Origin of the sequence: Sinorhizobium sp. BG8, assembly GCF_016864555.1 — a bacterium.
GTDB lineage: Bacteria > Pseudomonadota > Alphaproteobacteria > Rhizobiales > Rhizobiaceae > BG8.
In genome coordinates, this window is sequence record NZ_CP044011.1 from 592,790 (window position 1) to 614,906 (window position 22,117).

The 22,117-nt window shown below is 60.4% G+C and carries 23 protein-coding genes; 12 read left to right on the forward strand and 11 right to left on the reverse strand.

Translation table 11 applies throughout. The features are described 5' to 3' along the window. Positions 1 to 85: 85 nt before the first annotated feature. The 4 genes from F3Y30_RS02725 (at position 86) to F3Y30_RS02740 (ending at position 4,638) form a co-directional block, all read left to right on the forward strand. Positions 86 to 1,501, forward strand: coding sequence for a murein hydrolase activator EnvC (locus F3Y30_RS02725; RefSeq protein WP_246752852.1), 1,416 nt, complete (start codon positions 86 to 88; stop codon positions 1,499 to 1,501). Then, a complete protein-coding gene (locus F3Y30_RS02730) occupies positions 1,491 to 2,813 on the forward strand; it encodes a S41 family peptidase (protein ID WP_203425039.1) in 1,323 nt (440 codons plus the stop codon). Before F3Y30_RS02725 ends, F3Y30_RS02730 begins: the two co-directional genes overlap by 11 nt. Positions 2,814 to 2,882: 69 nt before the next feature. Next, positions 2,883 to 4,100: a divergent polysaccharide deacetylase family protein gene (locus F3Y30_RS02735; protein WP_203425040.1), complete on the forward strand. Its 1,218-nt coding sequence runs from the start codon at positions 2,883 to 2,885 to the stop codon at positions 4,098 to 4,100. Positions 4,101 to 4,110: 10 nt separating this feature from the next. Next, on the forward strand, positions 4,111 to 4,638 hold the full coding sequence (locus F3Y30_RS02740; protein WP_203425041.1) for an RNA pyrophosphohydrolase: 528 nt from the start codon (positions 4,111 to 4,113) through the stop codon (positions 4,636 to 4,638). 87 nt (positions 4,639 to 4,725) lie between these two features. Here the strand turns inward: F3Y30_RS02740 and bfr are convergent, their stop codons facing one another. Both bfr and F3Y30_RS02750 read right to left on the reverse strand, forming a co-directional pair. After that, positions 4,726 to 5,211, reverse strand: coding sequence for a bacterioferritin (bfr, locus tag F3Y30_RS02745; protein ID WP_203425042.1), 486 nt, complete (start codon positions 5,209 to 5,211; stop codon positions 4,726 to 4,728). Then, positions 5,177 to 5,488, reverse strand: coding sequence for a (2Fe-2S)-binding protein (locus tag F3Y30_RS02750; protein ID WP_203425043.1), 312 nt, complete (start codon positions 5,486 to 5,488; stop codon positions 5,177 to 5,179). The genes bfr and F3Y30_RS02750 overlap by 35 nt, the downstream gene beginning before the upstream one ends. Positions 5,489 to 5,874: 386 nt before the next feature. On the opposite strand from F3Y30_RS02750, the gene F3Y30_RS02755 reads away from it, so the two are divergent. Then, complete coding sequence (locus F3Y30_RS02755) at positions 5,875 to 6,309, forward strand: metallopeptidase family protein (RefSeq protein WP_203425044.1); 435 nt, start codon at positions 5,875 to 5,877, stop codon at positions 6,307 to 6,309. 9 nt (positions 6,310 to 6,318) lie between these two features. On the opposite strand, the gene F3Y30_RS02760 is transcribed toward F3Y30_RS02755, so the two are convergent. After that, entirely contained in the window at positions 6,319 to 6,525 is a 207-nt protein-coding gene (locus F3Y30_RS02760) for a DUF1737 domain-containing protein (RefSeq protein WP_203425045.1), read from the reverse strand. Continuing rightward, on the reverse strand, positions 6,522 to 7,436 hold the full coding sequence (locus F3Y30_RS02765; protein ID WP_203425046.1) for a CoA ester lyase: 915 nt from the start codon (positions 7,434 to 7,436) through the stop codon (positions 6,522 to 6,524). Before F3Y30_RS02765 ends, F3Y30_RS02760 begins: the two co-directional genes overlap by 4 nt. A 101-nt stretch (positions 7,437 to 7,537) precedes the next feature. Between F3Y30_RS02765 and F3Y30_RS02770 the strand changes: the two genes are divergently transcribed. The 5 genes from F3Y30_RS02770 (at position 7,538) to F3Y30_RS02790 (ending at position 11,279) form a co-directional block, all read left to right on the forward strand. Then, a complete protein-coding gene (locus tag F3Y30_RS02770) occupies positions 7,538 to 7,783 on the forward strand; it encodes a hypothetical protein (protein WP_203425047.1) in 246 nt (81 codons plus the stop codon). Between the two features lie 129 nt (positions 7,784 to 7,912). After that, positions 7,913 to 8,518 (forward strand): 3-isopropylmalate dehydratase small subunit, encoded by a 606-nt coding sequence (gene leuD / locus F3Y30_RS02775; protein ID WP_203425048.1) that lies wholly within the window; start codon positions 7,913 to 7,915, stop codon positions 8,516 to 8,518. Positions 8,519 to 8,533: 15 nt separating this feature from the next. Beyond that, positions 8,534 to 8,917, forward strand: coding sequence for a RidA family protein (locus F3Y30_RS02780; protein WP_203425049.1), 384 nt, complete (start codon positions 8,534 to 8,536; stop codon positions 8,915 to 8,917). Positions 8,918 to 9,284: 367 nt separating this feature from the next. Further along, positions 9,285 to 10,397, forward strand: coding sequence for a 3-isopropylmalate dehydrogenase (gene leuB / locus F3Y30_RS02785; RefSeq protein ID WP_203425050.1), 1,113 nt, complete (start codon positions 9,285 to 9,287; stop codon positions 10,395 to 10,397). A gap of 177 nt (positions 10,398 to 10,574) precedes the next feature. Further along, on the forward strand, positions 10,575 to 11,279 hold the full coding sequence (locus F3Y30_RS02790; RefSeq protein WP_203425051.1) for a phosphatase PAP2 family protein: 705 nt from the start codon (positions 10,575 to 10,577) through the stop codon (positions 11,277 to 11,279). Between the two features lie 57 nt (positions 11,280 to 11,336). Here F3Y30_RS02790 and F3Y30_RS02795 read toward each other — a convergent pair whose 3' ends face one another. The 5 genes from F3Y30_RS02795 to F3Y30_RS02815 all read right to left on the reverse strand — a co-directional run bounded on the left by F3Y30_RS02795 (position 11,337) and on the right by F3Y30_RS02815 (position 17,679). Beyond that, positions 11,337 to 13,226, reverse strand: coding sequence for an MFS transporter (locus F3Y30_RS02795; RefSeq protein ID WP_203425052.1), 1,890 nt, complete (start codon positions 13,224 to 13,226; stop codon positions 11,337 to 11,339). A gap of 173 nt (positions 13,227 to 13,399) precedes the next feature. Continuing rightward, positions 13,400 to 14,641, reverse strand: coding sequence for an ABC transporter permease (locus F3Y30_RS02800; protein ID WP_203425053.1), 1,242 nt, complete (start codon positions 14,639 to 14,641; stop codon positions 13,400 to 13,402). After that, positions 14,638 to 15,321, reverse strand: a complete 684-nt coding sequence (locus F3Y30_RS02805) for an ABC transporter ATP-binding protein (RefSeq protein WP_203425054.1) — start codon at positions 15,319 to 15,321, stop codon at positions 14,638 to 14,640. The genes F3Y30_RS02800 and F3Y30_RS02805 overlap by 4 nt, the downstream gene beginning before the upstream one ends. A 14-nt stretch (positions 15,322 to 15,335) precedes the next feature. Further along, positions 15,336 to 15,752: a hypothetical protein gene (locus F3Y30_RS02810; protein WP_246752938.1), complete on the reverse strand. Its 417-nt coding sequence runs from the start codon at positions 15,750 to 15,752 to the stop codon at positions 15,336 to 15,338. 178 nt (positions 15,753 to 15,930) lie between these two features. Beyond that, positions 15,931 to 17,679 (reverse strand): alkaline phosphatase, encoded by a 1,749-nt coding sequence (locus F3Y30_RS02815; protein ID WP_203425056.1) that lies wholly within the window; start codon positions 17,677 to 17,679, stop codon positions 15,931 to 15,933. Between the two features lie 393 nt (positions 17,680 to 18,072). Between F3Y30_RS02815 and F3Y30_RS02820 the strand changes: the two genes are divergently transcribed. Together F3Y30_RS02820 and F3Y30_RS02825 are read left to right on the forward strand one after the other, a co-directional pair. Further along, positions 18,073 to 19,107 (forward strand): aspartate-semialdehyde dehydrogenase, encoded by a 1,035-nt coding sequence (locus F3Y30_RS02820; protein WP_203425057.1) that lies wholly within the window; start codon positions 18,073 to 18,075, stop codon positions 19,105 to 19,107. 280 nt (positions 19,108 to 19,387) lie between these two features. Next, positions 19,388 to 20,209: a lytic transglycosylase domain-containing protein gene (locus F3Y30_RS02825; RefSeq protein ID WP_203425058.1), complete on the forward strand. Its 822-nt coding sequence runs from the start codon at positions 19,388 to 19,390 to the stop codon at positions 20,207 to 20,209. A gap of 77 nt (positions 20,210 to 20,286) precedes the next feature. On the opposite strand, the gene F3Y30_RS02830 is transcribed toward F3Y30_RS02825, so the two are convergent. Then, the gene (locus tag F3Y30_RS02830) at positions 20,287 to 20,928 is read right to left on the reverse strand and encodes a carbonic anhydrase (RefSeq protein WP_203425059.1); all 642 of its coding nucleotides are present in this window, start codon (positions 20,926 to 20,928) and stop codon (positions 20,287 to 20,289) included. 111 nt (positions 20,929 to 21,039) lie between these two features. After that, positions 21,040 to 21,915, reverse strand: a complete 876-nt coding sequence (pdxY, locus tag F3Y30_RS02835) for a pyridoxal kinase PdxY (RefSeq protein ID WP_203425060.1) — start codon at positions 21,913 to 21,915, stop codon at positions 21,040 to 21,042. Positions 21,916 to 22,117: the final 202 nt, after the last annotated feature.

Sequence of the window (22,117 nt, forward strand, 5' to 3'; positions counted from 1 at the left end):
GGGCCGCAATTTCGGCGTTGTTCTTGGAGAAACCGGCAAATCAGAATAGGCGTAGGAAAACGCGAGCGCAGGGGCGTCGAACACCGTGGCAGGAACGAGACAAGGCAAAACTCTTACCGCTCTCTGGGCGGCAGGACTGCTGTCGGGTCTCTCTTTTCTCGTATTTCCTACAGAGCGCTCCTCGGCCGAAGACCATACCGCTCCCCCACAGACGAGCAGTGCCGTTTCGGCCGGCGAGGTCGATCCCGCTGCCGCGCTGGCGTTGCGTCGGGACAGTACGCGCCGGGAGCTCGAGGCACTCTCAAAGACAATATCGCTGAGCCAGGAAAAGACACACGCGCTGGAGGCGAGCATAGGCCAGCTCGAGAAGGATCGGGCGACACTGCGCGACGCCATCGTTGCCTCCGCCAGGAATCGCAAGGAGATGGAAAGCAAGATCCTGGCCGGCGAAAAGCGTTTGTCCGACATGCGCGGCAAGGAAGACGAGACAAAGTTGTCCTTGCGCGAGCGGCGCGGCCTGCTCGCCGAAGTTCTCGCGGCCCTGCAGCGCATGGGACGCAATCCGCCCCCTGCTCTCCTCGTCACGCCGGAGGACGCGTTGGCGTCCGTTCGCAGTGCGATCCTGCTCGGCGCGGTCGTGCCCGGCATCCGCAGTGAAACGGACAAGCTTGTCGCGGACCTGCGCTCGTTGATGGAGGTCAGGGTCCAGATAAGCAAGGAAAAGGCTGACCTCGCATCGGCGATGACGGAGCGGCTCGAGGAAGAGAAGCGCTCCGAGCTGCTCATCATGCAGAATGAAAAGCTCGCATCGGAGAATACCCGCACGCTCGAAGCCGAACGCCGCCGTTCGACGGAGCTTGCCGGTCGCGCAACATCTCTCGAGGGGTTGATCGGCAGCCTCGAACGGGAGATCAGCTCGGTGCGGGATGCCGCCGATCTGGCGCGCCGGCAACTGGAAGAAAGGGCCAAGCAGACCGAAGCCGAGCGCGAGCGCGCCAGGGCAATGGTCAGCGAGGGAATGCCTGACAAAAACCGTATTGCTCCCGCATACGCCTTTTCTGAATTGCAGAAGACGCTCGACTATCCCGTGGCGGGTGAAACGCTGCGGCAGTTCGGCGATGCCGATGGAACCGGTCATCCTTCACAGGGCTTGGTCCTTGCGACCAATGCCGGCGCACTGGTTACCGCGCCGGCCGACGGATGGGTTGTGTTCGCCGGAACGTTCCGCAGTTACGGCCGTATGATCATTCTCAATACCGGAGATGGATACCACCTCGTCATGTCCGGAATGGAGAAGGTGAACGTCCGGGAAGGACAGTTCGTCGTCGCCGGGGAACCGCTTGCGACGATGGGCGAAAAAAGAGTGGCAAGCGTCAGCGCTTTGGCGCTGGAAACCGACAGGCCAACGCTTTACATTGAATTCAGAAAGAATGGGAAGACGGTTGATTCCCGACCCTGGTGGTCCGCTACAGACTCTGGAAAGGCACGCAATGATTCGTAGGGCTTCACTTGTTCTCGTTGGTGCGCTGATGGGCGCCACCGCGATGAGTGTCATCTATTCGGTGACGATGCCGGCGGAGGCTGCCGGTTCCTCAACCTACAGGGAGCTGTCGATATTCGGCGACGTGTTCGAGCGCGTTCGCGCGCAGTACGTCACGCCCCCGAAGGAAGATCTCCTCATCGAGAATGCCATCAACGGCATGCTCTCGTCGCTGGATCCGCACTCCTCTTATATGAACTCCCGTGACGCGGAAGACATGCGTACCCAGACGCGTGGCGAATTCGGCGGCCTCGGCATCGAGGTCACCATGGAGGACGAGCTGGTCAAGGTCATCACGCCGATCGACGATACGCCGGCCTCGCGCGCCGGAGTTCTGGCGGGCGACCTTATCGCCAAGATCGACGGTCAGGACGTTCGCGGCCTGAAGCTCGAGGAAGCGGTCGAGAAGATGCGCGGCGCGGTCAATACGCCGATCAAGCTGACCCTTATCCGCAAGGGAGCCGACAAGCCGATCGAACTCACGATCATGCGCGACATCATCGCCGTGAAGGCTGTAAAGTTCCGCGTGGAGAACGATGTCGGCTATCTTCGAGTGATTTCCTTCACGGAGAAGACTTACGACGATCTCGAAGCTGCGATCACCAAGATCAAGGAGCAGGTCCCCGCAGACAAGCTCAAGGGCTATGTCCTCGACCTGCGCCTCAACCCCGGCGGTCTGCTGGATCAGGCGATCAACGTCTCGGATGCGTTCCTGGAGCGTGGCGAAGTGGTTTCCACGCGCGGCCGCAACGAGGATGAGACGCGCCGGTTCAATGCATCTCCGGGCGATCTGTCCGACGGCAAGCCGGTCATCGTTCTGGTCAACGGCGGATCGGCTTCGGCCTCCGAAATCGTGGCCGGCGCGTTGCAGGATCTGCGTCGCGCAACCGTGCTCGGCACCCGGTCGTTCGGCAAGGGCTCCGTCCAGACGATCATTCCGATGGGCGACGCCGGCGCGCTTCGCCTGACGACGGCCCTTTACTACACACCGTCGGGGAAATCGATCCAGGGCACCGGCATCACGCCTGACATCAAGGTCGAGCAGCCTCTTCCTGCCGATCTTCAGGGCAAGCTGGAGTCGGCCGGTGAATCGAGCCTGCGGGGCCATATCCAGGGCCAGAGCGAGACCGAGGAAGGCTCCGGCTCTTCGGCCTACGTCCCGCCGGAACCGAAGGACGACATCCAGCTGCAATATGCGCTCTCGCTGCTGCGTGGCGAGAAGACCGATCCGGCCTTCCCGGCGAATCCGGAAAAGGCCGAACTGAAGAACTGAATGCTTACCGGGCCGGCGACCAACGGCGGCCCGGATATTCCCCTCACCGGTCGAGATTAGGCCACTTCCTTGGGAACCGACCTCAATGCGCCGCTTGGCCAGGACCGCAAGGTAAGGCCCGCGAACGCGAAACTCTCGCGGTTTCGCGCACGGCACATGGTGTCTGCAGTTGCCGTGATCGGCATTCTGGGCCTGTCCCTTTGGGCGGCTTTCGCTCCCTCGGGCCTGAAGCAGGAAACATCATCCGACAAATCCGCTGATGTCGACATGGCAGGCGGCGACGCTGCGCCGACCGCAGTGACGCCCGACGCAAAGCCGGACAAGCAATCCGCACAGGGAGTGCGCCGCACGACGGCAATGTCAGGCGTCGGCGTCGAGGAAACGCTGACTGATGACGGCAGCATTGTGCGAAAGTACACGCCGCGGGCTCGTGACGGCCAGGGGCCCCTGATCATAGAAACCAACCGTGTAGGCCAGGACCCGCGCATGGCGGCCCTGCCCAACGAGGACCTGCTGGAGGATACCTCCTTCGGCCGGCTGCCCGTGATTGGCGCCGACGGCACTCGCCCGGTCGAACAATATGCCCGACCCTGGTCGGGTGCGCGCGGCACGCGGGTGGCGATCGTCGTCGGAGGGCTGGGGCTTAGCCAGACCGGGACGCAGCGCGCAATCCAGAGACTGCCGTCGGAGGTTACGCTCGCCTTCGCTGCGAGCGGAAACAGCCTGCAACGCTGGATGCAGGAAGGGCGGCGCAGCGGACATGAGATTCTTGTCCAGGTACCCTTGGAGCCCTTTGACTACCCCCAGAACGATCCGGGTCCGCACACGCTGCGGGTTGGAGCAGGCGAGACCAAGAACCTCGCGGACCTCCATCACGCCATGGGCCTGATCACCAACTACACGGGCATCATGAATTTCATGGGAGGGCGTTTCCTCTCCGATTCGGACGCCTTGCAGCCGGTTATGCGCGACATCGCGAACCGTGGCCTCCTGTTTCTCGACGATGGCTCTTCTGCTCAGTCACTGTCCGGCAAGGTCGCGGGTACTCTGAACGCACCGCACGCCTTTGCGGATGTCCAGTTGGACAGCGAGCTTTCGACCGAGGCGGTTCTGCGCAAACTGGATGAGCTGGAGCGGATCGCCCGCCGCAACGGGACCGCAATCGGCGTTGCTTCGGCCTTCGACGAAAGCGTTGACGCCATTACCCAGTGGTACGATGAGGCAAGTCGGCGCGGAATAGAGATCGTCGGCGTCTCCGCACTCGCGAATACCGCCCAGGACGAATAGGACCACAAGGATGAGCAAGAACACGAAGGCGCCGATCCGCGCCGAAGATCTGCCTTACAGGCCCTGCGTGGGCATCATGGTTCTCAACCATGCAGGGCTGGTGTGGGCCGGACGGCGGATAGCCATCGGCAATTCGGAATATGATGGCTCGCCACAACTCTGGCAGATGCCGCAGGGCGGCATCGACAGGAATGAGGATCCCCTCGCCGCCGCATATCGCGAGCTCTACGAAGAGACCGGGATCAAGTCGGTCTCGCTGCTTGCCGATGCGGGACGCTGGATCAACTACGATCTTCCAGCCCATCTCGTCGGCATCGGCCTCAAGGGCAAGTACCGCGGACAGACGCAGCGCTGGTTCGCCTTCCGGTTCGAAGGCAATGAGAGCGAGATCGCAATCAATCCGCCGCCCGGCGGCCATGAACCGGAGTTCGACGCGTGGGAATGGAAGGCCATGCATGAGCTGCCCAGCCTTATCGTCCCGTTCAAGCGGAAGGTTTACGAGGACGTCGTCGCGGCGTTCTCGCATCTCGCGGGCTGACTTGTCTTCTCCCCGAATGCAAAAATCCCCGGCATGCCGGGGATTTTCTTTGACGGATAGTGTTAGCCCGCGTGCCGGGAAGCGGAGTTATTCCGCTTCGTTGGCGGGTGCCGCGTTGAGCTGACCGTATTTTTCCGGTCCAAGCTTTTCGAGCAGGTCGAGCTGCGTTTCCAGGAAGTCGATGTGACCTTCCTCGTCGGCAAGAAGCTCCTCGAAAAGTTTCATGGAGACGTAGTCCCCGGCGTCATGACAGATGTCGCGCGACTTCTTGTATGCCGTGCGCGCGTCGTACTCGCCAGCCAGATCGGCTTTCAGCACTTCCTTCACGTCCTGGCCGATTCTGAGCGGAGCCACCGTCTGCAGATTGGGATGGCCTTCGAGGAAGATAATCCGCGCGACGAGCTTGTCGGCGTGTTGCATTTCCTCGATGGACTCCGCCCGCTCCTTCTTGGCGAGCAGCGTGTAACCCCAGTCTTCGAGAAGGCGGTAGTGGAGCCAGTACTGGTTCACTGCTCCAAGTTCGAGATAGAGCGCTTCGTTAAGCTGCTCGATGACTTTTTTGTCGCCTTTCAAGATCCGCTCTCCTGTTTTCTTCGTGGAATTGTTTGAGGCGGGTCATGAAATCAAATATCTCGGCGTCCGTCGAGTCACGACGGGCGTGGTACTCCTCAGTGGTGCGGATGATGATGTCGACAACGTTGGGGAAACAACCGCAGCAGCGACCGCGTTTCTCCATGGCATGATAGACTTTGGCAGGAACGATCAACTGCCAACAGTCTTCATCGAGAAGACCGATGATCACATCGGCAATCTCTTTTTCGCTAATGAAGTTGCAACTGCAAACCAGCATTCCACTTGCCCGACATACGCAATGCACTGAATTTCTTCATTAAGCAAAAGAGGACATTTGGTGTCAACAAAAAACAGGTCAGGAATACTGTCCCACATCTTTAGAGTCATTCTAATCTTGATAAAAAATGTCGTGTTTACAGCATATTAGGATGCACTTTGCGCCCCAAAAAGTGGCCTCTCCATCCCCATCTTTCAACGATCACTTTTTGTTGCATGGACAGGTCGGAAAGGGCTCAAACCCACTTCAACGTGTACCGGTTCGGACGATGCCATCCGGTGTTGTCGTCCCTCTTTCCACTGGACAATCGAGTGCACGCTAACCAATAATGCATTGTCGGCTCGAAAACCGCACGAAATGGTCTATATGAGGGTCAAGGAGCACCGATGGCCCGGATTGACCAGACAGAAGATTGGCGCACGCGCCATGCCCCAACGCTCAGCGCATTCGAATCGCTGGCAGTCGAGGCCTATGGACATCTTCCCGACGAGTTCCGGTCGCTTACCGGCAATCTGATCATCGAGATCTCAGAGTTTCCGAGTGACGACGTATTCGAGGACATGGCGCTCGAGACGCCGTTCGATCTGCTGGGCCTTTTCGAGGGCCAGGGCATATCCGAGCGGTTCACGGTAGAGACCGGCCAGATGCCGAACAGGATCACCCTCTACCGGCGCCCCATTCTCGACTATTGGGCCGAGAATGAGGAAACCCTGGGCGACATCATTACCCACGTCCTGATCCACGAGATCGGCCATCATTTCGGCCTCTCGGACGACGACATGGAACGGATCGAGGCGAGCGCGGAAATTGCGGCCGGCTGAACTGCCGACCTATTGCTCGGATAGCTTCATGTCCGGATGGTACTCCTTCCCTTCGACATCCTTCACGACCGCCTGGCCGCACTGCATCTGGTTTGTCGCCGCGTTGAAGGTATAGGTCGGAGAGCCTGATAGCACCCAGCCCTTGTTGAGGGCGGCGGTCACCTTGTGGCAGAAGGATGCGTCGTCAGGACCGGTCAGAAATCTGTAAAGTTTCATTCTTGCGTTTCTTTCTGTGCAATTAGATCTGCCTTGGCGAGCAGTCGCAGTGCCTGGTCGGCATGAAGGCGTTCAACCATTCGCCCGCGAATATTGATAACGCCTTTCCCAGCGTTTTCCGGCGCCTCGAAGGCCGAAACGATCACCAGTGCTGCCGCAGCCTCGCTCTCGCTGATCCCGAAGGCATCGTTCGCGCCGGCGATCTGGGCGGGATGGATCAGCATCTTTCCATCAAAGCCCATCTGACGACCCTGCTCGCATTCGCGAACGAAGGCTTCAGCATTGGCAAAGTCGTTGTAGACGCTGTCGAGCACATCGAGACCCGACGCGCGCGCCGCAACGACCACCTGCATCAGCAGGGGGATGAGATAGGGGCGTCCTTCAAGGTCTGCAATGCCGGTCTCGCTGCGCAGATCGTTGAGGCCGACGACGAAGCAATCGAGCCTGCCACCGAGCGTGCGTCCAACCTCTGCGATGGCGCTGATATTGAGAATCGACGCCGCGGTCTCAATCATTGCCCACAGGCGCGGTCCATCGTCCGCCCCCCTTTCGGCAAGCCAGTCTCCAGCATCCAGAATGTCCCGGGGCCCGCATACTTTTGGCAGCAGGACCGCGTCGGGCGCACAGGCCAGCACTGCCTCGAGATCAAGAAGGCCATGCTCGCCGGAGAAGGGATTGATCCGGATCACCCACTCCTGGCCCGTGGGCCGGCCGGCTGCGGCAAAATGCGCAATTAGGGCTGCGCGTGCATCCGCCTTCTTCTCGGGCAGAACGGAGTCCTCGAGATCGAAGATGATTGCGTCGCAGGCAAGCGTCCTGGACTTCTCCAAAGCCCTGGCATTGCTGGCGGGAACGCTGAGAACAGAGCGTCGAAGCCGTACCGGATGATGATGGGTGGGGATGTTCGTCATGACCCTTTTTGCCCCGGTTTCAGCGTTCGGACAAGTCCCGGCTAACAGCCTTGCAATGAACACATTCGCTCCCCACATTTCCGTGAGAGAAAGGGCACATCATGCAAAGCGTTCGCTCCGTTTTCCTTACCACTGCCGCCATTCTGATCGCGGGTTCTGCACTCGTGTTTGCCGCATCCGTGGGGATCGCGATCGCGGGAGTTCTGGCGGTGACAATGATCGGCAGTGCGATTGCCGCGAAGTTCCAACCGAAGCCCGTACGCGCCACCGTGCATGCACGCCACGGCCAGCGCCGCGCGGAGCCTCGCATCTGGAATGACGGCAAGGGCACGATCATCGACTTGTGATCCTCCGATAAGCCCATCGTGCCGGCCTTGCCTTTTTGCGAGGGGTGGAGAGATTCTCCTTCAAATTCGGCCGAAACTGCTCTAAACGCAGGCTCTGAACGAAAAACACCGGATTTCGAGGTTCACGTCATGGACAAGTTCGTCAAGCTGACGGGCGTTGCAGCGCCCCTGCCCGTTGTCAATATCGACACGGATATGATCATTCCGAAGGACTACCTGAAGACGATCAAGCGCACCGGGCTCGGCACCGGACTGTTCGCAGAGGCTCGTTATCTCGAGGACGGTTCTCCGAATCCGGACTTCGTGCTCAACAAGCCGGCCTACCAGAATGCACAGATCCTTGTCGCGGGCGACAACTTCGGTTGCGGCTCCTCGCGCGAGCACGCTCCCTGGGCGCTCCTGGATTTCGGCATTCGCTGCGTCATCTCGACGAGCTTCGCCGACATCTTCTACAACAACTGTTTCAAGAACGGGATTCTCCCCATCGTGGTAAGCCAGAGCGATCTGGACAAGCTGATGGATGATGCAAGCCGCGGCTCGAACGCCGTGCTGACCGTTGATCTGGAAGCACAGGAAATCAGCGGCCCCGACGGCGGCCGGATTGCATTCGAGATCGACGCCTTCCGTCGCCATTGCCTGCTGAACGGCCTCGACGACATCGGTCTGACGCTTGAGAAGGCTTCGGCGATCGATACCTTCGAGAAGTCCGCTGCCAGCACCCGCCCCTGGGCGTAATCGACAGGCGTTGGCATGAGGCGCCTCATTTCCTCAGGATCTCCCTTTGAGCGCACCGCCGGCTATTCGCGGGCGGTCGTTCAGGGTGACTGGTGCTTTGTCTCAGGCACGACCGGCTACGACTACAAGTCCATGACGATGCCGGCTGGCGTGGAAGCGCAGACACGCAATTGTCTTGTAACGATCGGCAACGCCCTGTCTGAGGCGGGGTTCTCGCTCTCCGACATCGTGCGTTGTCACTACTATGTGACCGATGCCGCCTTCGCGGATGTCGTCTTTCCGATCCTCGGAGAGGCATTCGGCGAGATACGGCCGGCTGCGACGATGGTCGTCTGCGACCTCATCAAGCCTGAAATGCTGATCGAGATCGAAGTGACCGCATTGCGCGCAAGCGCCTGAAGCGCCCGCCTCGGGCGCGCCCCGCTCTCATGAACGGAGCGCGGCAAGGTAATATCAAGCCATTCCTGGCGGTGGGCGGCTGTTGAAGAACAATGCGTCGATGGCCGCCCGTATTGCGGCGAAAACGGCTTGGACGAAACGGTGCATGTGGCGTCTCCATGTATCCTTTGAGCGATTTCTGCGAAACGCAGTCCACGTCCCACACGCCAAGTGATCGCACGGTCGGGCAGTTGCGATTGTTCCTTCGGGAACACGGCTCCTTTGCCACGTGGCGCAAATTTCTTTCGCTAAAGCAATTTTCCTCGTACGGAAGTTGCGCTAAGAAGCGCGCGATCTTTCTCACCTCCTTTCGCGACAGGGGAATTCCATGACAGCGCGCAACCTCCTTCTTCTACCCGGCGACGGCATCGGCCCCGAAGCGATGGCGGAAGTCCGCAAAATCATTGCCTGCATGAACGCCGAGATGAACGCGGGTTTCGTGACCGACGAGGGTCTCGTCGGTGGATCGGCTTACGACGCCCATGGCGCAGCCATTTCGGAAGGCGACATGGAAAAGGCCCTGGCAGCGGACGCCGTGCTCTTCGGCGCCGTGGGCGGGCCGAAGTGGGATGCAGTCCCCTATGAGGTCCGTCCGGAAGCAGGTCTGCTCAGGCTCCGCAAGGACCTGGAGCTGTTTGCCAATCTCCGCCCGGCCATCTGCTACCCCGCCCTCGCCTCTGCCTCGTCGCTCAAGCCTGAGCTGGTCGAAGGCCTCGATATCCTGATCGTGCGGGAGCTCACGGGCGGGGTCTATTTCGGCGAGCCCAAGGAGATCATCGATCTCGGCAACGGCCAGAAGCGCGGCATCGACACCCAGGTCTACGACACCTATGAAATCGAGCGCATTGCAGGCGTCGCCTTCGAACTGGCACGCACGCGTAACAACCGCGTCTGCTCGATGGAAAAGCGCAACGTCATGAAGTCCGGCGTCCTCTGGAACCAGGTGGTGACGGACACACACAAGCGCTCCTACTCCGACGTCCAGCTGGAGCACATGCTCGCGGATGCAGGCGGCATGCAGCTCGTTCGCCAGCCGAAGCAGTTCGACGTCATCGTCACGGACAATCTCTTCGGCGACATGCTTTCCGACGTCGCTGCGATGCTGACGGGATCGCTGGGCATGCTGCCGTCCGCATCACTTGGTGCACCGGACGCCAAGACGGCCAAGCGCAAGGCGCTCTACGAACCCGTCCATGGATCGGCGCCTGATATCGCCGGCAAGGGCATCGCCAACCCGATTGCAATGATCGCGTCGTTTGCGATGTGCCTGCGCTACTCCTTCAATCTGGTCGCCGAGGCCGACAATCTGGAGAAGGCCATCGCAAATGTCCTCGACCGGGGCATCCGCACGGGCGACATCATGGCCGAAGGCTGCACGCAGGTCGGCACGACCGAGATGGGCGACGCGATCCTGGCGGAGTTCAAGTCCCTCTCCGCCTGATCCTCCTCGTCGACACTTTGACGTTCTACTGATCACCCCTCGCGACCCATCGCGGGGGTGTCTTTTTGGCCAGGGTCTTGAAACCGCCCCCGACGCCCGCACATGAGGCTCCGACATCCACACGCTCTCCACGGAGTGTGCGGGATTGGAAATTGGATTGCGCAGGATAGGAGCTTCATGAACCGCCCCCTTATGTCGACCGGCTGGATCCTTCTCGCCACAGTGATCCTTGTCGCCGCTCTGATCCCATTCGATCCTCAGGTTTCACTCAGAGCCCAGAAGCTCCCCGCCGGTGTCCTCGCCTTCAACGAGAGAATTACCGATTTCGGCAAGTTCGGATGGATGATCTACGGATCCGGCATTCTGATTATCCTGGCCTATATCGCCCATACCGTCAGCAGAAATGAAACGATCTCCGCGAAGGCCAGGACCGGTCGCCGCGTCTTTCTCTATTTCTTCCTGACGATCGGATCGGCAAGTGCCCTGGTGCATCTGTTGAAGTTCCTGATCGGGCGGGCCCGGCCAGAACTCCTCCTGGAACTCGGTGCCTACAGCTTCACGCCCTTCACGGGGAACACCCTTTTCGAGAGCTTCCCATCCGGCCATTCCGCAGCTGTCGGGTCGTTCTGCGGCGCATTTTCGATGCTGGTCCCTCGCTTGCGGCTGCTTTTCCTAGTCCTGGCACTGGCAATCGGCATTTCGCGCGTCGTCGTGGGGGCGCACTATCCGAGCGACGTTGCGGCCGGTCTGCTCCTTGGCCTGTGGACCGCATTGATGATGGCATTCGTCTTCGCTCGGCGGAACTGGCTCTTTCGGCTCGACGACCGGGGCTGGCCACGTCCGAAGACGCTGGCGGAAAAGAATGCCGGGCCACAAACGTGAAAGCCCGGCGCGTGGGCGGACGCGCCGGGCAAGTGCCTGGAAAATTCCTCTACAGGATCAGTCCATGGCGTGGATGTCGCGATCCTTGGTTTCCGGCAGGAACAGCAGGCCGATGACCAGCGTGAGCCCCGCAAACACGATCGGGTACCAGAGACCGAAGTAGATATCCCCCTTCGCGGCACTCATTGCGAAGGCAGTCGCGGGAAGCAGGCCGCCGAACCAACCATTGCCGATGTGGTAGGGCAGCGACATGCCAGTGTAGCGAATGCGGGTCGGGAAGAGCTCGACAAGCAGGGCGGCGATCGGGCCGTAGACCATCGTCACGTAGATGACGAGAACGGTGAGTACGGCGATGATGGTCACCCAGTTGATCTTGGCCGGGTCGGCAACCATCGCAAAGGCACCGCCCTTGTCGATCGTGTAGACTGGCATATCAGTGACACCGCTTGCCTCTTCGGCAGTGAGCAGCTTGCCGGCCACCAGGTCCGCCGCAGTCATCGTCGCCTTGTCGCCGGCGCGTACTGCAACGGCATCCAGGGCAAGCTCCGGATTGGCGGCCACGAAGGCATCGAGCTTGGTCTCCGGAACCTTGGCAGCAGCGCGAACGAGCGGATAGCCCGCACCATGCAACGCAATGTTGACCTGCTTCTCGAAGGCGCCGTTGGCAGCCTTGGCTCCGTCTCCGGCGGCAACGGCATCATAGCTGTTGATCATGGTTTCGCCGATTTTCACCGTGGCCGCACTTCCGGCTGCACCTGTCATAACGACGTCATAGGGCACCGAATTCTTGGTGAGGAACGCAGTCGCGATGTCACAGGATGTAGTGAACTTCGCAGTGCCGGTGGGGTTGAACTGGAACCTGCAGTCTCCAGGAGCGGCCGTCACGGTGGCGCGAACGGTCGCCTGAGCCTCAGCCAGAGCCGGATTGCCAGCCCAGGTCAAGGTCTTGAACAACGGGAAGTAGGTCAGCATGGCAAGCAGCAACCCGGCCATGATGATCGGCTTGCGGCCGATCTTGTCCGACAGCCAGCCGAAGAACACGAAGAAACCGGTGCCGAGCAGAAGCGAAGCCGCAACCATCAGGTTTGCCGATTGCCCATCGATCTTCAGGATACCCGTAAGGAAGAACAGGGCATAGAACTGACCGGAATACCAGACGACAGCCTGTCCGACGACCGCACCGAAGAGGGCGAGCAGGGCAATCTTGGCGTTGCGCCACTGACCGAATGCCTCCTTGAGCGGTGCCTTCGAACCCTTGCCTTCTTCCTTCATCTTCTTGAAGGCGGGAGATTCGTTCATCTTCAGACGAATCCAGACCGAAATGCCGAGCAGAACGACAGATACCAGGAACGGAATGCGCCAGCCCCAGGCCGCGAACGCTTCCTTGCCGAGGATAAACTGCACGAGCAGTATGACAACGAGCGAGAGAAACAGCCCCAGCGTGGCCGTCGTCTGGATCCAGGATGTGAAATATCCGCGGCGTCCGTTGGGTGCGTGTTCTGCGACGTAGGTCGCTGCACCGCCATACTCTCCGCCGAGCGCCAGGCCCTGGAGCATGCGCAGCACGATCAGCAGGATAGGCGCAGCGATGCCGATCGACGCTGCCCCCGGCAGGATGCCGACGAGGAAGGTCGACAGACCCATAATCAGGATGGTGACGAGGAAGGTGTACTTCCGGCCGACCAGGTCGCCGAGGCGACCGAACACCAGAGCGCCGAACGGGCGAACGAGAAACCCGGCCGCAAAGGCCAGCAGCGCAAAGATGTTGCGCGTGGTTTCAGGATACTGGCTGAAGAAGGTTGCGCCGATATAGACGGCAAGTGATCCGTATAGGTAGAAGTCGTACCATTCGAAAACGGTGCCGAGCGAGGAAGCGAAGATAACCTTCTTCTCCTCGCCGGTCATCGCGCGCGAGCGCGGAACCCCTGTTGTGCTTATGTTTGCCATTTGATTGTCCTCCTCAAAACGGCTGCGCACCCGCTCTCGTCCGGTAGTCCTCCCTGATCTATCCGGACGGGGTTCGCCTTTTCGAAGGATGGCAGAAAACAACCTATGAAGGCAGCGCTGCTTTGGACTTATGACTTTAGTCGTAGGACAGGACACGGCTGATGCCGTGTCATTCACGCACGCAGAGCGTTTGCTGGAGACTGTCGATATGCGAGGAGTGCAGGCAATGCGGACAGCAAGGCCGCAAAGCCAATGAGAGCGGCTGCCTCCCACCAATCGCCAACGGCAAACTCTACCGGCAGGAGAACTCCGCTTTCACTCGTGAGATAGCGCGACACCACGACCGTCGCCCCATAGCCAAGGTAAAATCCCAGGCCGATGCCGAGAGCGAACAGCACGAAGAGTTGGGACCAGACGATCGTGGATATCGCAAATCGGGGAGCGCCTAACGCGCGCAGCGCAGCGATCTGACGCCGGCGCTGCCCAAGGTGCACGACCGTGACGAGCAAGAGCGCGGCCGCGACAAGACCCTGCGCACCAATCGCGACGATTGCGAGAATGGCCCGGGCATCCCCGAGGGAGGCATAGAGGTTGGTGAGCACTTCGCCCGGAAAGACCGCAAGGGTCCGATCCGTCCTGTACTCCTGCCGCAACTTGTAAGCGTCCGCTATGGATTTCGGCTTGACGAGAACGGCCGGGACGCCGGGCTTGCCTTTCGCCCCGGTTTCATCGACCGGGTTTACAGGGACCTCTTCATCAAGACCGTCGTGATGGTCGTGATCTGCGTCGGCGTCCTCCGCCGCGTGCCCTGTCTCGGCCATGCCATGAAGCGCCCATACGGCATCGATCGGAACCATGACGGCTCGGTCCCATGCGGTGCCGGTCGGCGCGAGACGCCCGACGACACGATAGGAGTGTTCGGTGTGGGTGTGGCCGCCTTCGCTGGCCATCCCGTGCATGGGTTTGATTTCAAAGCCGAGCGGGATGGCGACTGCGGAGCCGACTACCGCGTCGGAGTTCTTCGACAGTCGCATGCCTTCTGCAACGGCCGACAGATTGTCGATCAGCACATTGGTGGTGCCGACGATCGGATAGGTACCGACAGAATCGCCGAATCCGATCGGCGCCACCCACGCCACGCGCGGATCCGCAGCGAGTTGCGAGAGAATGGCCCCATCCATCAGCGGCAGCGGCGATGGCTGGAGGAAGACCGAGGAAAGAACGAGTTGTGTCTCGCTGCCGGCAGCTCCGATCACCAGATCGAAATGATCGGCCGCCCGGGCGGTCCCGAGGCGAAGCGCCCTCTCCTGCAAATTGACCGCAACTACGAGCGCCGTCGCCAGCGCGACGAGCAGAACGACCGCAAGGCAGCCCGCCCACAGGCGTCGCATGTCCGCAATGATGAATCCGATCACGCCGCCACCTCTTGCCTACCACTGTCGGCGGCGACACGCCCGCCTTCCAGAACCACATGGCGCTCGAACCGCACGAGCAGTCGGCGATCATGCGAGATCACGATCAGGGTGCTGCCGGCCTCGCGGGCAAGCTCCACCAGCAGGTTCGCGACAACTTCACCGCTCTCGGTGTCAAGGCTCGCGGTCGGCTCGTCGGCAATCAGGAGATCCGGCGCTCTCAACAGGGCGCGCGCAATCGCCACGCGCTGCATCTCTCCGCGCGACATGGTTTCGATCATCTGCCTGGGTCGTGTGAGACCGACACGTTCGAGAAGGGACGCGGCACGTCGATGGTGTTCGGGTTTAGACATGCGGGACAATCGGGCCGGCAAAAGCACGTTGTCCAACGCTGAAAGGCCCGGGAAGAGGTGGAAATCCTGCATGACGAGACCGACGGTGTCCCCGCGCCACCGGTCACGAGCGCCTTCCGATAGCCGGGTAATGTCGACGCGGCCCCACAGAACTTTCCCGGACTTCGGACGCTGAAGTCCGGTGATCACGTTCACCAGCGTGCTCTTGCCGGAGCCCGAGGGGCCTGAAACCGCTACATGCGTCCCGGCCGGGATGACGAACGCCTCGATTTTCAGTACCGGTGAGGCCAGTCCCGGAAACGAAATCTCTATGTCCTTGAGTTCGAGCATGCGCAATCAGCCGCCTACAGGGTGGAATACTGGGCGTCCCGCAGGCGAAGCAGGCTGACGAAACCGGTCTCGGTGTCGGTCCATGAACCGACTTCCAATGTTCCCCGAGCTTCGATGATCTGCGACGGCTGGACGAACGTCTGCTTTTCGCCGAGATAAACGACCAGGATGTTTTCCGGCCAGTCGGCGTCCGAAGAGCAGAAGGGGCAAAGCGACATCGGCACCTCGGTCAGCACGAAGAAGGCAGCCTCCGCCTTGAGCGGGGGTGCCATGAAGCCTCGTATGGCCACATCCTGACCGGCCAGCGCCTTGACCTTGTCGGAGAACTCGAGCCCAAGGACGCTGATCTTTCCATAGAGTTCGTTGAAGTTCAGAGAACTCGTCGCGGCGAGCGAGAGCCGAGGTGACAGAAGGAGGGGCAAGGCCGCCATGCCCCGGAGGACCTGTCGGCGTGAACGTCGGAAATCCAATGCTGAAATCATTGCAGTCTCCTGCAGCGAAGGGCTGTGCCCTCCCCGTGCATCAACTCTTCTCGAGACTGGGACACGGTCGGGATCAAGCACCTGATGCGGGCGGGCCTTCCCTGCCTGCAGAGAAGGCCCGTAGTCTTCAATTGGTCTGCTTTGCGCCGAGGGCAAAGGCGTCGGCCAGAACGCGGTAGACATCGCTCTGCTCCATGTAGCCCTTGAACTCCTCGCTGCCGGGACCTTCGGCCTGCAGGACGACGTCGTCGACCGTGTGCTGCCCGTCGGAGGCGTCCTTCGGGAGAATACCTTCCCGGAACACGGCACCCGGCACGGACTTGTACTGCTCGTTGGCGACGTACTCATCCTTCTCGTTCTTCACCGCGGGTTCGAACGGACCGTCCATCTTCGGGCTGAATGTCTCGTAGTGGTCGGGGAAGTTGGAGACGAACATGGCCAGACGGCGGCTGGCGTCGATCTTGTCGGGGAAGCCGTCGCCGTTCTCGTCGGTATAGTTGGGGAAGCCGGCCTTGGAACCGGTCATCACCTTCTCACGACCCTGCTTTCCGCTGGTGTCGTCAATGATGCCGAGCAGGGAAACGCCATGCGTGTGATCGCCGGTGACGACGATCAGCGTGTCCGAATTGGCCTTGGCAAATTCCCGCGCGACACCAACCGCCTGGTCGAGCTCGATCGTCTCGATGACGGCGCGCTCCATATCGAGCGGATGGCTCATCTTGTCGATCGACGCGCCTTCCAGCATCAGGAAGAAGCCGTTCTCGTTCTTGGAAAGGCGATCGAGCGCGGCCTTGGTCATGCTGACCAGTCCCGGCTGGTTCGGGAACTTGTCTACCGTGCCCTTTTTCAGGAACTCGCGATCAAGGGTGACGTCCATGTTGCCGGTATGGAACAGTCCGAGGAGATTGCCGTCTGCCTTGGCAGAGGCAAGCTCGTCCTTGTCGGTCGCGATCGTGTATCCCGCGTCCCGGAACAGCTTGATGTAGTCCTGGTTGTCCTTGCGCTTCGAGCCCGGCGTTTCCTTGCCGAGGAAATAGGCGGATCCTCCACCGAGCACGACTTCCGGCTTCACGTCATAGAGCATACCGACGATGTCTGCCTTGTCGTTACGATTGCGGGTGTGGGATACGACCGCCGCTGGTGTCGCATCTTCCACCTCGGCGGTGGTCACGATGCCTATCGACTTCTTGGTCTGGCGGCGGATAGCCTCGGCGATCGTCTCGACCCTCGGATCATCAAGGCTGTCCTGCGTGCGATCGCCATAGACCCCGATGGCGTTGATCAGCGTCTTGTGTCCCGTCATGTAGGCCGACATGGTGTTGGCGCTGTCAGTATCGATGGAGTTGACGGCGGAGGTGCCGATGAAGGCCATCCGTTCGAGGTCATCCATGTTCAGGCGACCGTTCGCCTTTCCTTCGGACATGCCCTTGGACATGATGCGGGCGGCGGTGCGATGCGCGACCGAAAGGCCATCACCCACGATAAAGATGACGTTTTTCGCCTTGGGCTGCGCAGCCGTGCCGAAGACCTCCCACGAGACAGTCTTGACCTGGTCGCCGGCCTTGACCTCCACCTGGTAGCTGCCGGGCGCCGCGATGACGGCGTTGCGCAGGAGAAGAGCCGATCCCAGCTCCTTGTCCTCCTTACCCTTCTCCATGGCGACATAGGATGCCGTCGCACCGAGCACGCCCTTGTAGTCCTGGCCGTTGACCGTGACCTGGATGTCGTCGGCCTTCACCGGCCCCTTGAGCTCTACCTTGAAGTCGAAAGGCGAACCGGCGAGAATAGTCGCCCGATCAATAGGATAGACCTCCGCGGCAGAGGCCGCGTGACCGAGCATCGTGGCGGCCGCGAGCGTGGTGAGAAGTGTTCGCATGGGGAACTCCCTTTATGTGCATTCCGTCCTGGCAGCTCCTAGCGCGCGGTCGTGACAGCGGCGTGACAGGATTGGTCGACGCCTTGGCACCCTTCGATTTGCGGATCCGCGCCCTTGACTCTACGACAAATCAGCGTATGAGCAGCACTGCAAAAGGAACCCCCATGTATAGCTCTGGTCTTGCCATTGCCGCCATGTCCGCCCCGGCACACGCTGCCGGAAGGGTTTATTTTTGCCGGATCATTTCCAAAACCACGGCCAAAACGACGACGAAAACCGTCTGACGTCTCTGGCCCGCCGCTCTCTCCCCGGTTTGGCCGGGGACAGAAACCCGCGCCAAGGCCGGCGGGTTTCCCCTCCAAAGTCGCGGAGAGAGAGAAAGAGAGCAGGATTATGGGTTTCAAGGTCGCAATCGCAGGTGCCACCGGTAACGTGGGTCGCGAAATGCTGAATATTCTATCGGAGCGGAACTTCCCCGCCGACAAGATCGTCGCGCTCGCGTCCGCCCGTTCGCAGGGCACGGAGGTTTCCTACGGCGACAAGACGCTCAAGGTCTCCAACCTCGACAACTACGACTTCTCCGACACCGACATATGCCTGATGTCCGCCGGCGGCGCTGCTTCGCTGAAGTATTCCCCGAAGATCGGCCAGCAGGGCTGCGTCGTCATCGACAACTCCTCGGCCTGGCGCTATGACGCCGACGTTCCGCTGATCGTTCCGGAAGTCAACCCGGACGCGATCGAGGGCTTCTCCAAGAAGAACATCATTGCCAATCCGAATTGCTCGACGGCACAGCTCGTCGTGGCGCTGAAGCCCCTGCACGACCGTGCGGTGATCAAGCGCGTCGTCGTGTCGACCTATCAGTCGGTCTCCGGCGCTGGCAAGGAAGGCATGGACGAACTCTTCAACCAGACCCGCGCGGTCTTCGTCGCCGATCCGATCGAGAGCAAGAAGTTCACCAAGCGCATCGCCTTCAACGTCATTCCCCACATCGACTCGTTCATGGAAGACGGGTACACCAAGGAGGAATGGAAGGTCCTGGCCGAAACCAAGAAGATGCTTGACCCGAAGATCAAGGTGACCTGCACCGCGGTCAGGGTTCCGGTTTTCATCGGTCACTCGGAATCGGTCAACATCGAATTCGAGAAGGAAATCACCGCCGACGAGGCTCGCGAGATCCTGCGCGAAGCGCCCGGTTGCCAGGTGATCGACAAGCACGAGAACGGTGGCTACATCACGCCTTACGAGTCGGCCGGCGAAGACGCGACCTACATTTCGCGCATTCGCGAGGACGCGACTGTAGAAAACGGACTGAATATGTGGGTGGTTTCCGACAACTTGCGGAAGGGTGCAGCCCTCAATGCAGTCCAGATCGCAGAACTCCTGATCAACCGCGGCCTCATCAAGGCCAAGCAACAGGCTGCGTGACTGAGAAAAACATAGAACGTTCCAGTAGAAGTCCCGCCCAGTCCGTCGATCGGACAGCGGGGCTTTTGCGTTGACGTGAATCGGACCGGTTTTCACGCGGTTTTTACTCGGATCGCGATGACTTCAACGGTATGGAATGGCATTGTTGCCGCGGCGGATAGCGGATGTTCGCAAAACTGCGCGGTAGTGGGTGTAACAGGCGTCCAACGCTCTCTTCCGAACATCTTCGGGAGAGATTGTACGCTACGAAAGTGACAATCGGGCAAATACGGGGTTTTTCATGGGCATGACGAACAGCTTCGCCGGGTTTCTGGCGGCACTGGCACTTTCGGCTTCTCTTCCGATGGCCGCACATGCGGCACAGTGTGGAACGAATGGTTCGGGCTTCCCCGCCTGGATCGATGGTTTCTCGCGGGAGGCGGTTGCGAACGGCATCAACCCATCGACGGTCGATAAAGCGTTCGCGAATGTGAAATACGCCACTGCCACGATTCGCGCAGACCGCGGGCAAAAGAGCTTCAAGCTCTCGCTTGAGCAGTTCATGCAGAAGCGGGGCGGCCGGGCGATCGCCAGCCGTGGCAAGAGCCTGAAGAAGCAGAACGCGGCGCTGTTTGCCAAGATTGAGAGCCGTTATGGGGTTCCGGCCGGACCGCTGCTTGCGATCTGGGGCATGGAGACCGGCTTCGGCGGCTTCCTCGGCAAGGAGCACACGATCTCGGCAGTTGCGACGCTCGCCTATGACTGCCGTCGCTCGGACTATTTCACCGAACAGCTCTACGCGACACTGCAGCTCGTCGAAAACGGGACATTGAACGTCAACGCCCGCGGTGCGGCGCACGGTGAAATCGGCCAGACGCAGTTCCTGCCGGTCAACGTTCTGAAATACGGCGTCGACGGCGACGGCAACGGGCGCATCGATCTCGTCGGCTCGAAGGCAGACGCGCTCGCCTCGACGGCAAACTTCCTTCGCGGACATGGCTGGATTCCCGGAGCAGGCTACCAGCCGGGCGAACCGAATTTCGCAGCCCTCCAGGGCTGGAATGCCGCATCTGTCTACCAGCAGGCGATTGCCATCATCGGTGCCGAAATCGACGGAGACTGATACGCGCGCCTGAGGCGACCAGTGCCCGTACATGCGAGAACAAAGCCCGGCCCTCAAGCGCCGGGCTTTTTCATTTCTTATATGCCGGGTCTGAGAAAATCACCCGTAGCAGCGTCCATCACCCAGAGCTCACCCGTGGAGATATCGAACCACGCGCCGTGAAGGGCAAGCTTGCCGCCCTCTTCGAGCAAGCGCACGCAGGGGAATGTACGCAGGTTCGAAAGCGAGTTGCGGATGGAGACCCGCTCCAACGCCCGCTGGCGTTCCGCTGCGGTAAGGATTTCGGCACTCTGGATCTGTTCTGCCGCGGGTTTCAACAGCCCCATCCACTTCCCGATGAAATCGCCTGGCGACAGTGGATCCGCATGCGGATCGAGGGCTGCGCTGATGCCACCGCAACGACCATGTCCCATGACTACGATATCGGTTACGCGTAGCGACTGCACTGCGAATTCGAGCGCGGCAGAGGTCGCATGGTATTGTCCGTCCGGTTCATAAGGCGGAACCATGTTGGCGACGTTACGCACGACAAAAAGTTCGCCGGGACCACTATCGAAAATGGTCTCCGGGGCGGCACGTGAGTCGCAACAGGCAACGACAAGGGTCTTGGGCTTCTGGCCCGTCTCCGCCAGCGCCTTGTAGCGCTGTTGCTGCTCGTTGAAACGACCGCTCATGAAGTTGCGGTATCCATTCAAGAGACGGTCTGGAAAGCGTTCCATGATGCTTCAATACTCCTTACGTCAAACCCAGGAAGTGACGCCGAGAGGCGTTCCAGGGCCCATCAGCCATTGCATAAAGCACTAAGGCACCTTTTGCGCAAGCAGCCGCGATCAGGTCCGCTTCGCTTGTGCCGGATGCATCAAGCGGCGCATCTGAACCATCGCCATCGGTGTCGAAAGGCTGGATGCATCCTGCTCGAGCGTGAGTTCGTCGGCACCGCGCTTCGCCGTCCTGGCAACAATCTCGAAGACGCCAGCGGTTGCAAGAAGCAGCGATTTTTCCTCCGGCATACCGTCCATGAGCCTCGACAGGAACAAGGCGGCAACGAGATCCCCCGTTCCGCTGGGCGGATTCGCGACGAGCCGATGTTCGGCGAGCAGCGCATGCTTGCCCGAAAGATAGAGATTGCCCGTGCTCCCGCTCATCATGGGAATGGCCGAGGTAACGAGCATCCGCGGCGGCCCAAGCGCGAGAGCGGCGTCCATGATCGCCGCATTTGTTTCGAGCGCTGCACCCGAAAGCCAGGAGAGCTCATACCGGTTCGGCGTCGCAAGCGTTGCGAGCGGCAGCAGTTCGTCCCTTATGGCTTCAGCGATCTCTTCCCGAACGTAGAGACCATTGACGTCACCAAGGACCGGATCGCACATGTATGTGATGTCCGCGTTGCGCGCCTTCAGCGCGCGAACGAGGCGCGCAACGGATGCAGCCTGGCCAGCGCTTGCGAGATAGCCTGAAAGAACGGCCTTGACCTGGCCTAGCCATGGTGCCCGGATGAGGTCGGAGATGATGTCATCGAACTCCCGGTCACCGATCGCCACCCGCGTCGAGGGACCATGTCCCGGGTGCCACGGCAGCACTACTGTCGGCACCGCCCATACCGGATGACCCAGCGTTTCCAGTGCGAAAACTGCCGCTCGATTACCGACCGAGCCGCGGACGACATGGCTCGAAATGACGATCACTGCGCCTTTTTCTATCTCGCTCATTGCCGGAAGAAACCTTCTGATGCCATCGATGTGATGGCAAGCAGCCATTGCCCTGTCAATACAAATAGCGAGGGGACGACAGCAGACCCTCTCCAACGACATTTTCGCTTTCCCGGTGCATTTTCCTTCAAAATCGATGCGGAAATTGCCGACAGGCACCCCATTTGGACCTCTCTTCGACAAAATCGATTGAATTTTTTGG

What these genes read in the sequence shown, in the direction of transcription:
- F3Y30_RS02740 (WP_203425041.1), top strand. Translation starts at nt 4,111, where the DNA reads ATGAGCAAGAACACGAAGGCGCCGATCCGCGCCGAAGATCTGCCTTAC.
- F3Y30_RS02780 (WP_203425049.1), top strand. Translation starts at nt 8,534, where the DNA reads ATGAGGCGCCTCATTTCCTCAGGATCTCCCTTTGAGCGCACCGCCGGC.
- F3Y30_RS02790 (WP_203425051.1), top strand. Translation starts at nt 10,575, where the DNA reads ATGAACCGCCCCCTTATGTCGACCGGCTGGATCCTTCTCGCCACAGTG.
- F3Y30_RS02795 (WP_203425052.1), bottom strand. Translation starts at nt 13,226, where the DNA reads ATGGCAAACATAAGCACAACAGGGGTTCCGCGCTCGCGCGCGATGACC.
- F3Y30_RS02755 (WP_203425044.1), top strand. Translation starts at nt 5,875, where the DNA reads ATGGCCCGGATTGACCAGACAGAAGATTGGCGCACGCGCCATGCCCCA.
- leuB (WP_203425050.1), top strand. Translation starts at nt 9,285, where the DNA reads ATGACAGCGCGCAACCTCCTTCTTCTACCCGGCGACGGCATCGGCCCC.
- F3Y30_RS02810 (WP_246752938.1), bottom strand. Translation starts at nt 15,752, where the DNA reads ATGGCGGCCTTGCCCCTCCTTCTGTCACCTCGGCTCTCGCTCGCCGCG.
- F3Y30_RS02805 (WP_203425054.1), bottom strand. Translation starts at nt 15,321, where the DNA reads ATGCTCGAACTCAAGGACATAGAGATTTCGTTTCCGGGACTGGCCTCA.
- F3Y30_RS02825 (WP_203425058.1), top strand. Translation starts at nt 19,388, where the DNA reads ATGGGCATGACGAACAGCTTCGCCGGGTTTCTGGCGGCACTGGCACTT.
- F3Y30_RS02750 (WP_203425043.1), bottom strand. Translation starts at nt 5,488, where the DNA reads ATGCTGGTTTGCAGTTGCAACTTCATTAGCGAAAAAGAGATTGCCGAT.
- F3Y30_RS02820 (WP_203425057.1), top strand. Translation starts at nt 18,073, where the DNA reads ATGGGTTTCAAGGTCGCAATCGCAGGTGCCACCGGTAACGTGGGTCGC.
- F3Y30_RS02760 (WP_203425045.1), bottom strand. Translation starts at nt 6,525, where the DNA reads ATGAAACTTTACAGATTTCTGACCGGTCCTGACGACGCATCCTTCTGC.
- leuD (WP_203425048.1), top strand. Translation starts at nt 7,913, where the DNA reads ATGGACAAGTTCGTCAAGCTGACGGGCGTTGCAGCGCCCCTGCCCGTT.
- F3Y30_RS02815 (WP_203425056.1), bottom strand. Translation starts at nt 17,679, where the DNA reads ATGCGAACACTTCTCACCACGCTCGCGGCCGCCACGATGCTCGGTCAC.
- F3Y30_RS02765 (WP_203425046.1), bottom strand. Translation starts at nt 7,436, where the DNA reads ATGACGAACATCCCCACCCATCATCATCCGGTACGGCTTCGACGCTCT.
- F3Y30_RS02730 (WP_203425039.1), top strand. Translation starts at nt 1,491, where the DNA reads ATGATTCGTAGGGCTTCACTTGTTCTCGTTGGTGCGCTGATGGGCGCC.
- pdxY (WP_203425060.1), bottom strand. Translation starts at nt 21,915, where the DNA reads ATGAGCGAGATAGAAAAAGGCGCAGTGATCGTCATTTCGAGCCATGTC.
- F3Y30_RS02770 (WP_203425047.1), top strand. Translation starts at nt 7,538, where the DNA reads ATGCAAAGCGTTCGCTCCGTTTTCCTTACCACTGCCGCCATTCTGATC.
- F3Y30_RS02830 (WP_203425059.1), bottom strand. Translation starts at nt 20,928, where the DNA reads ATGGAACGCTTTCCAGACCGTCTCTTGAATGGATACCGCAACTTCATG.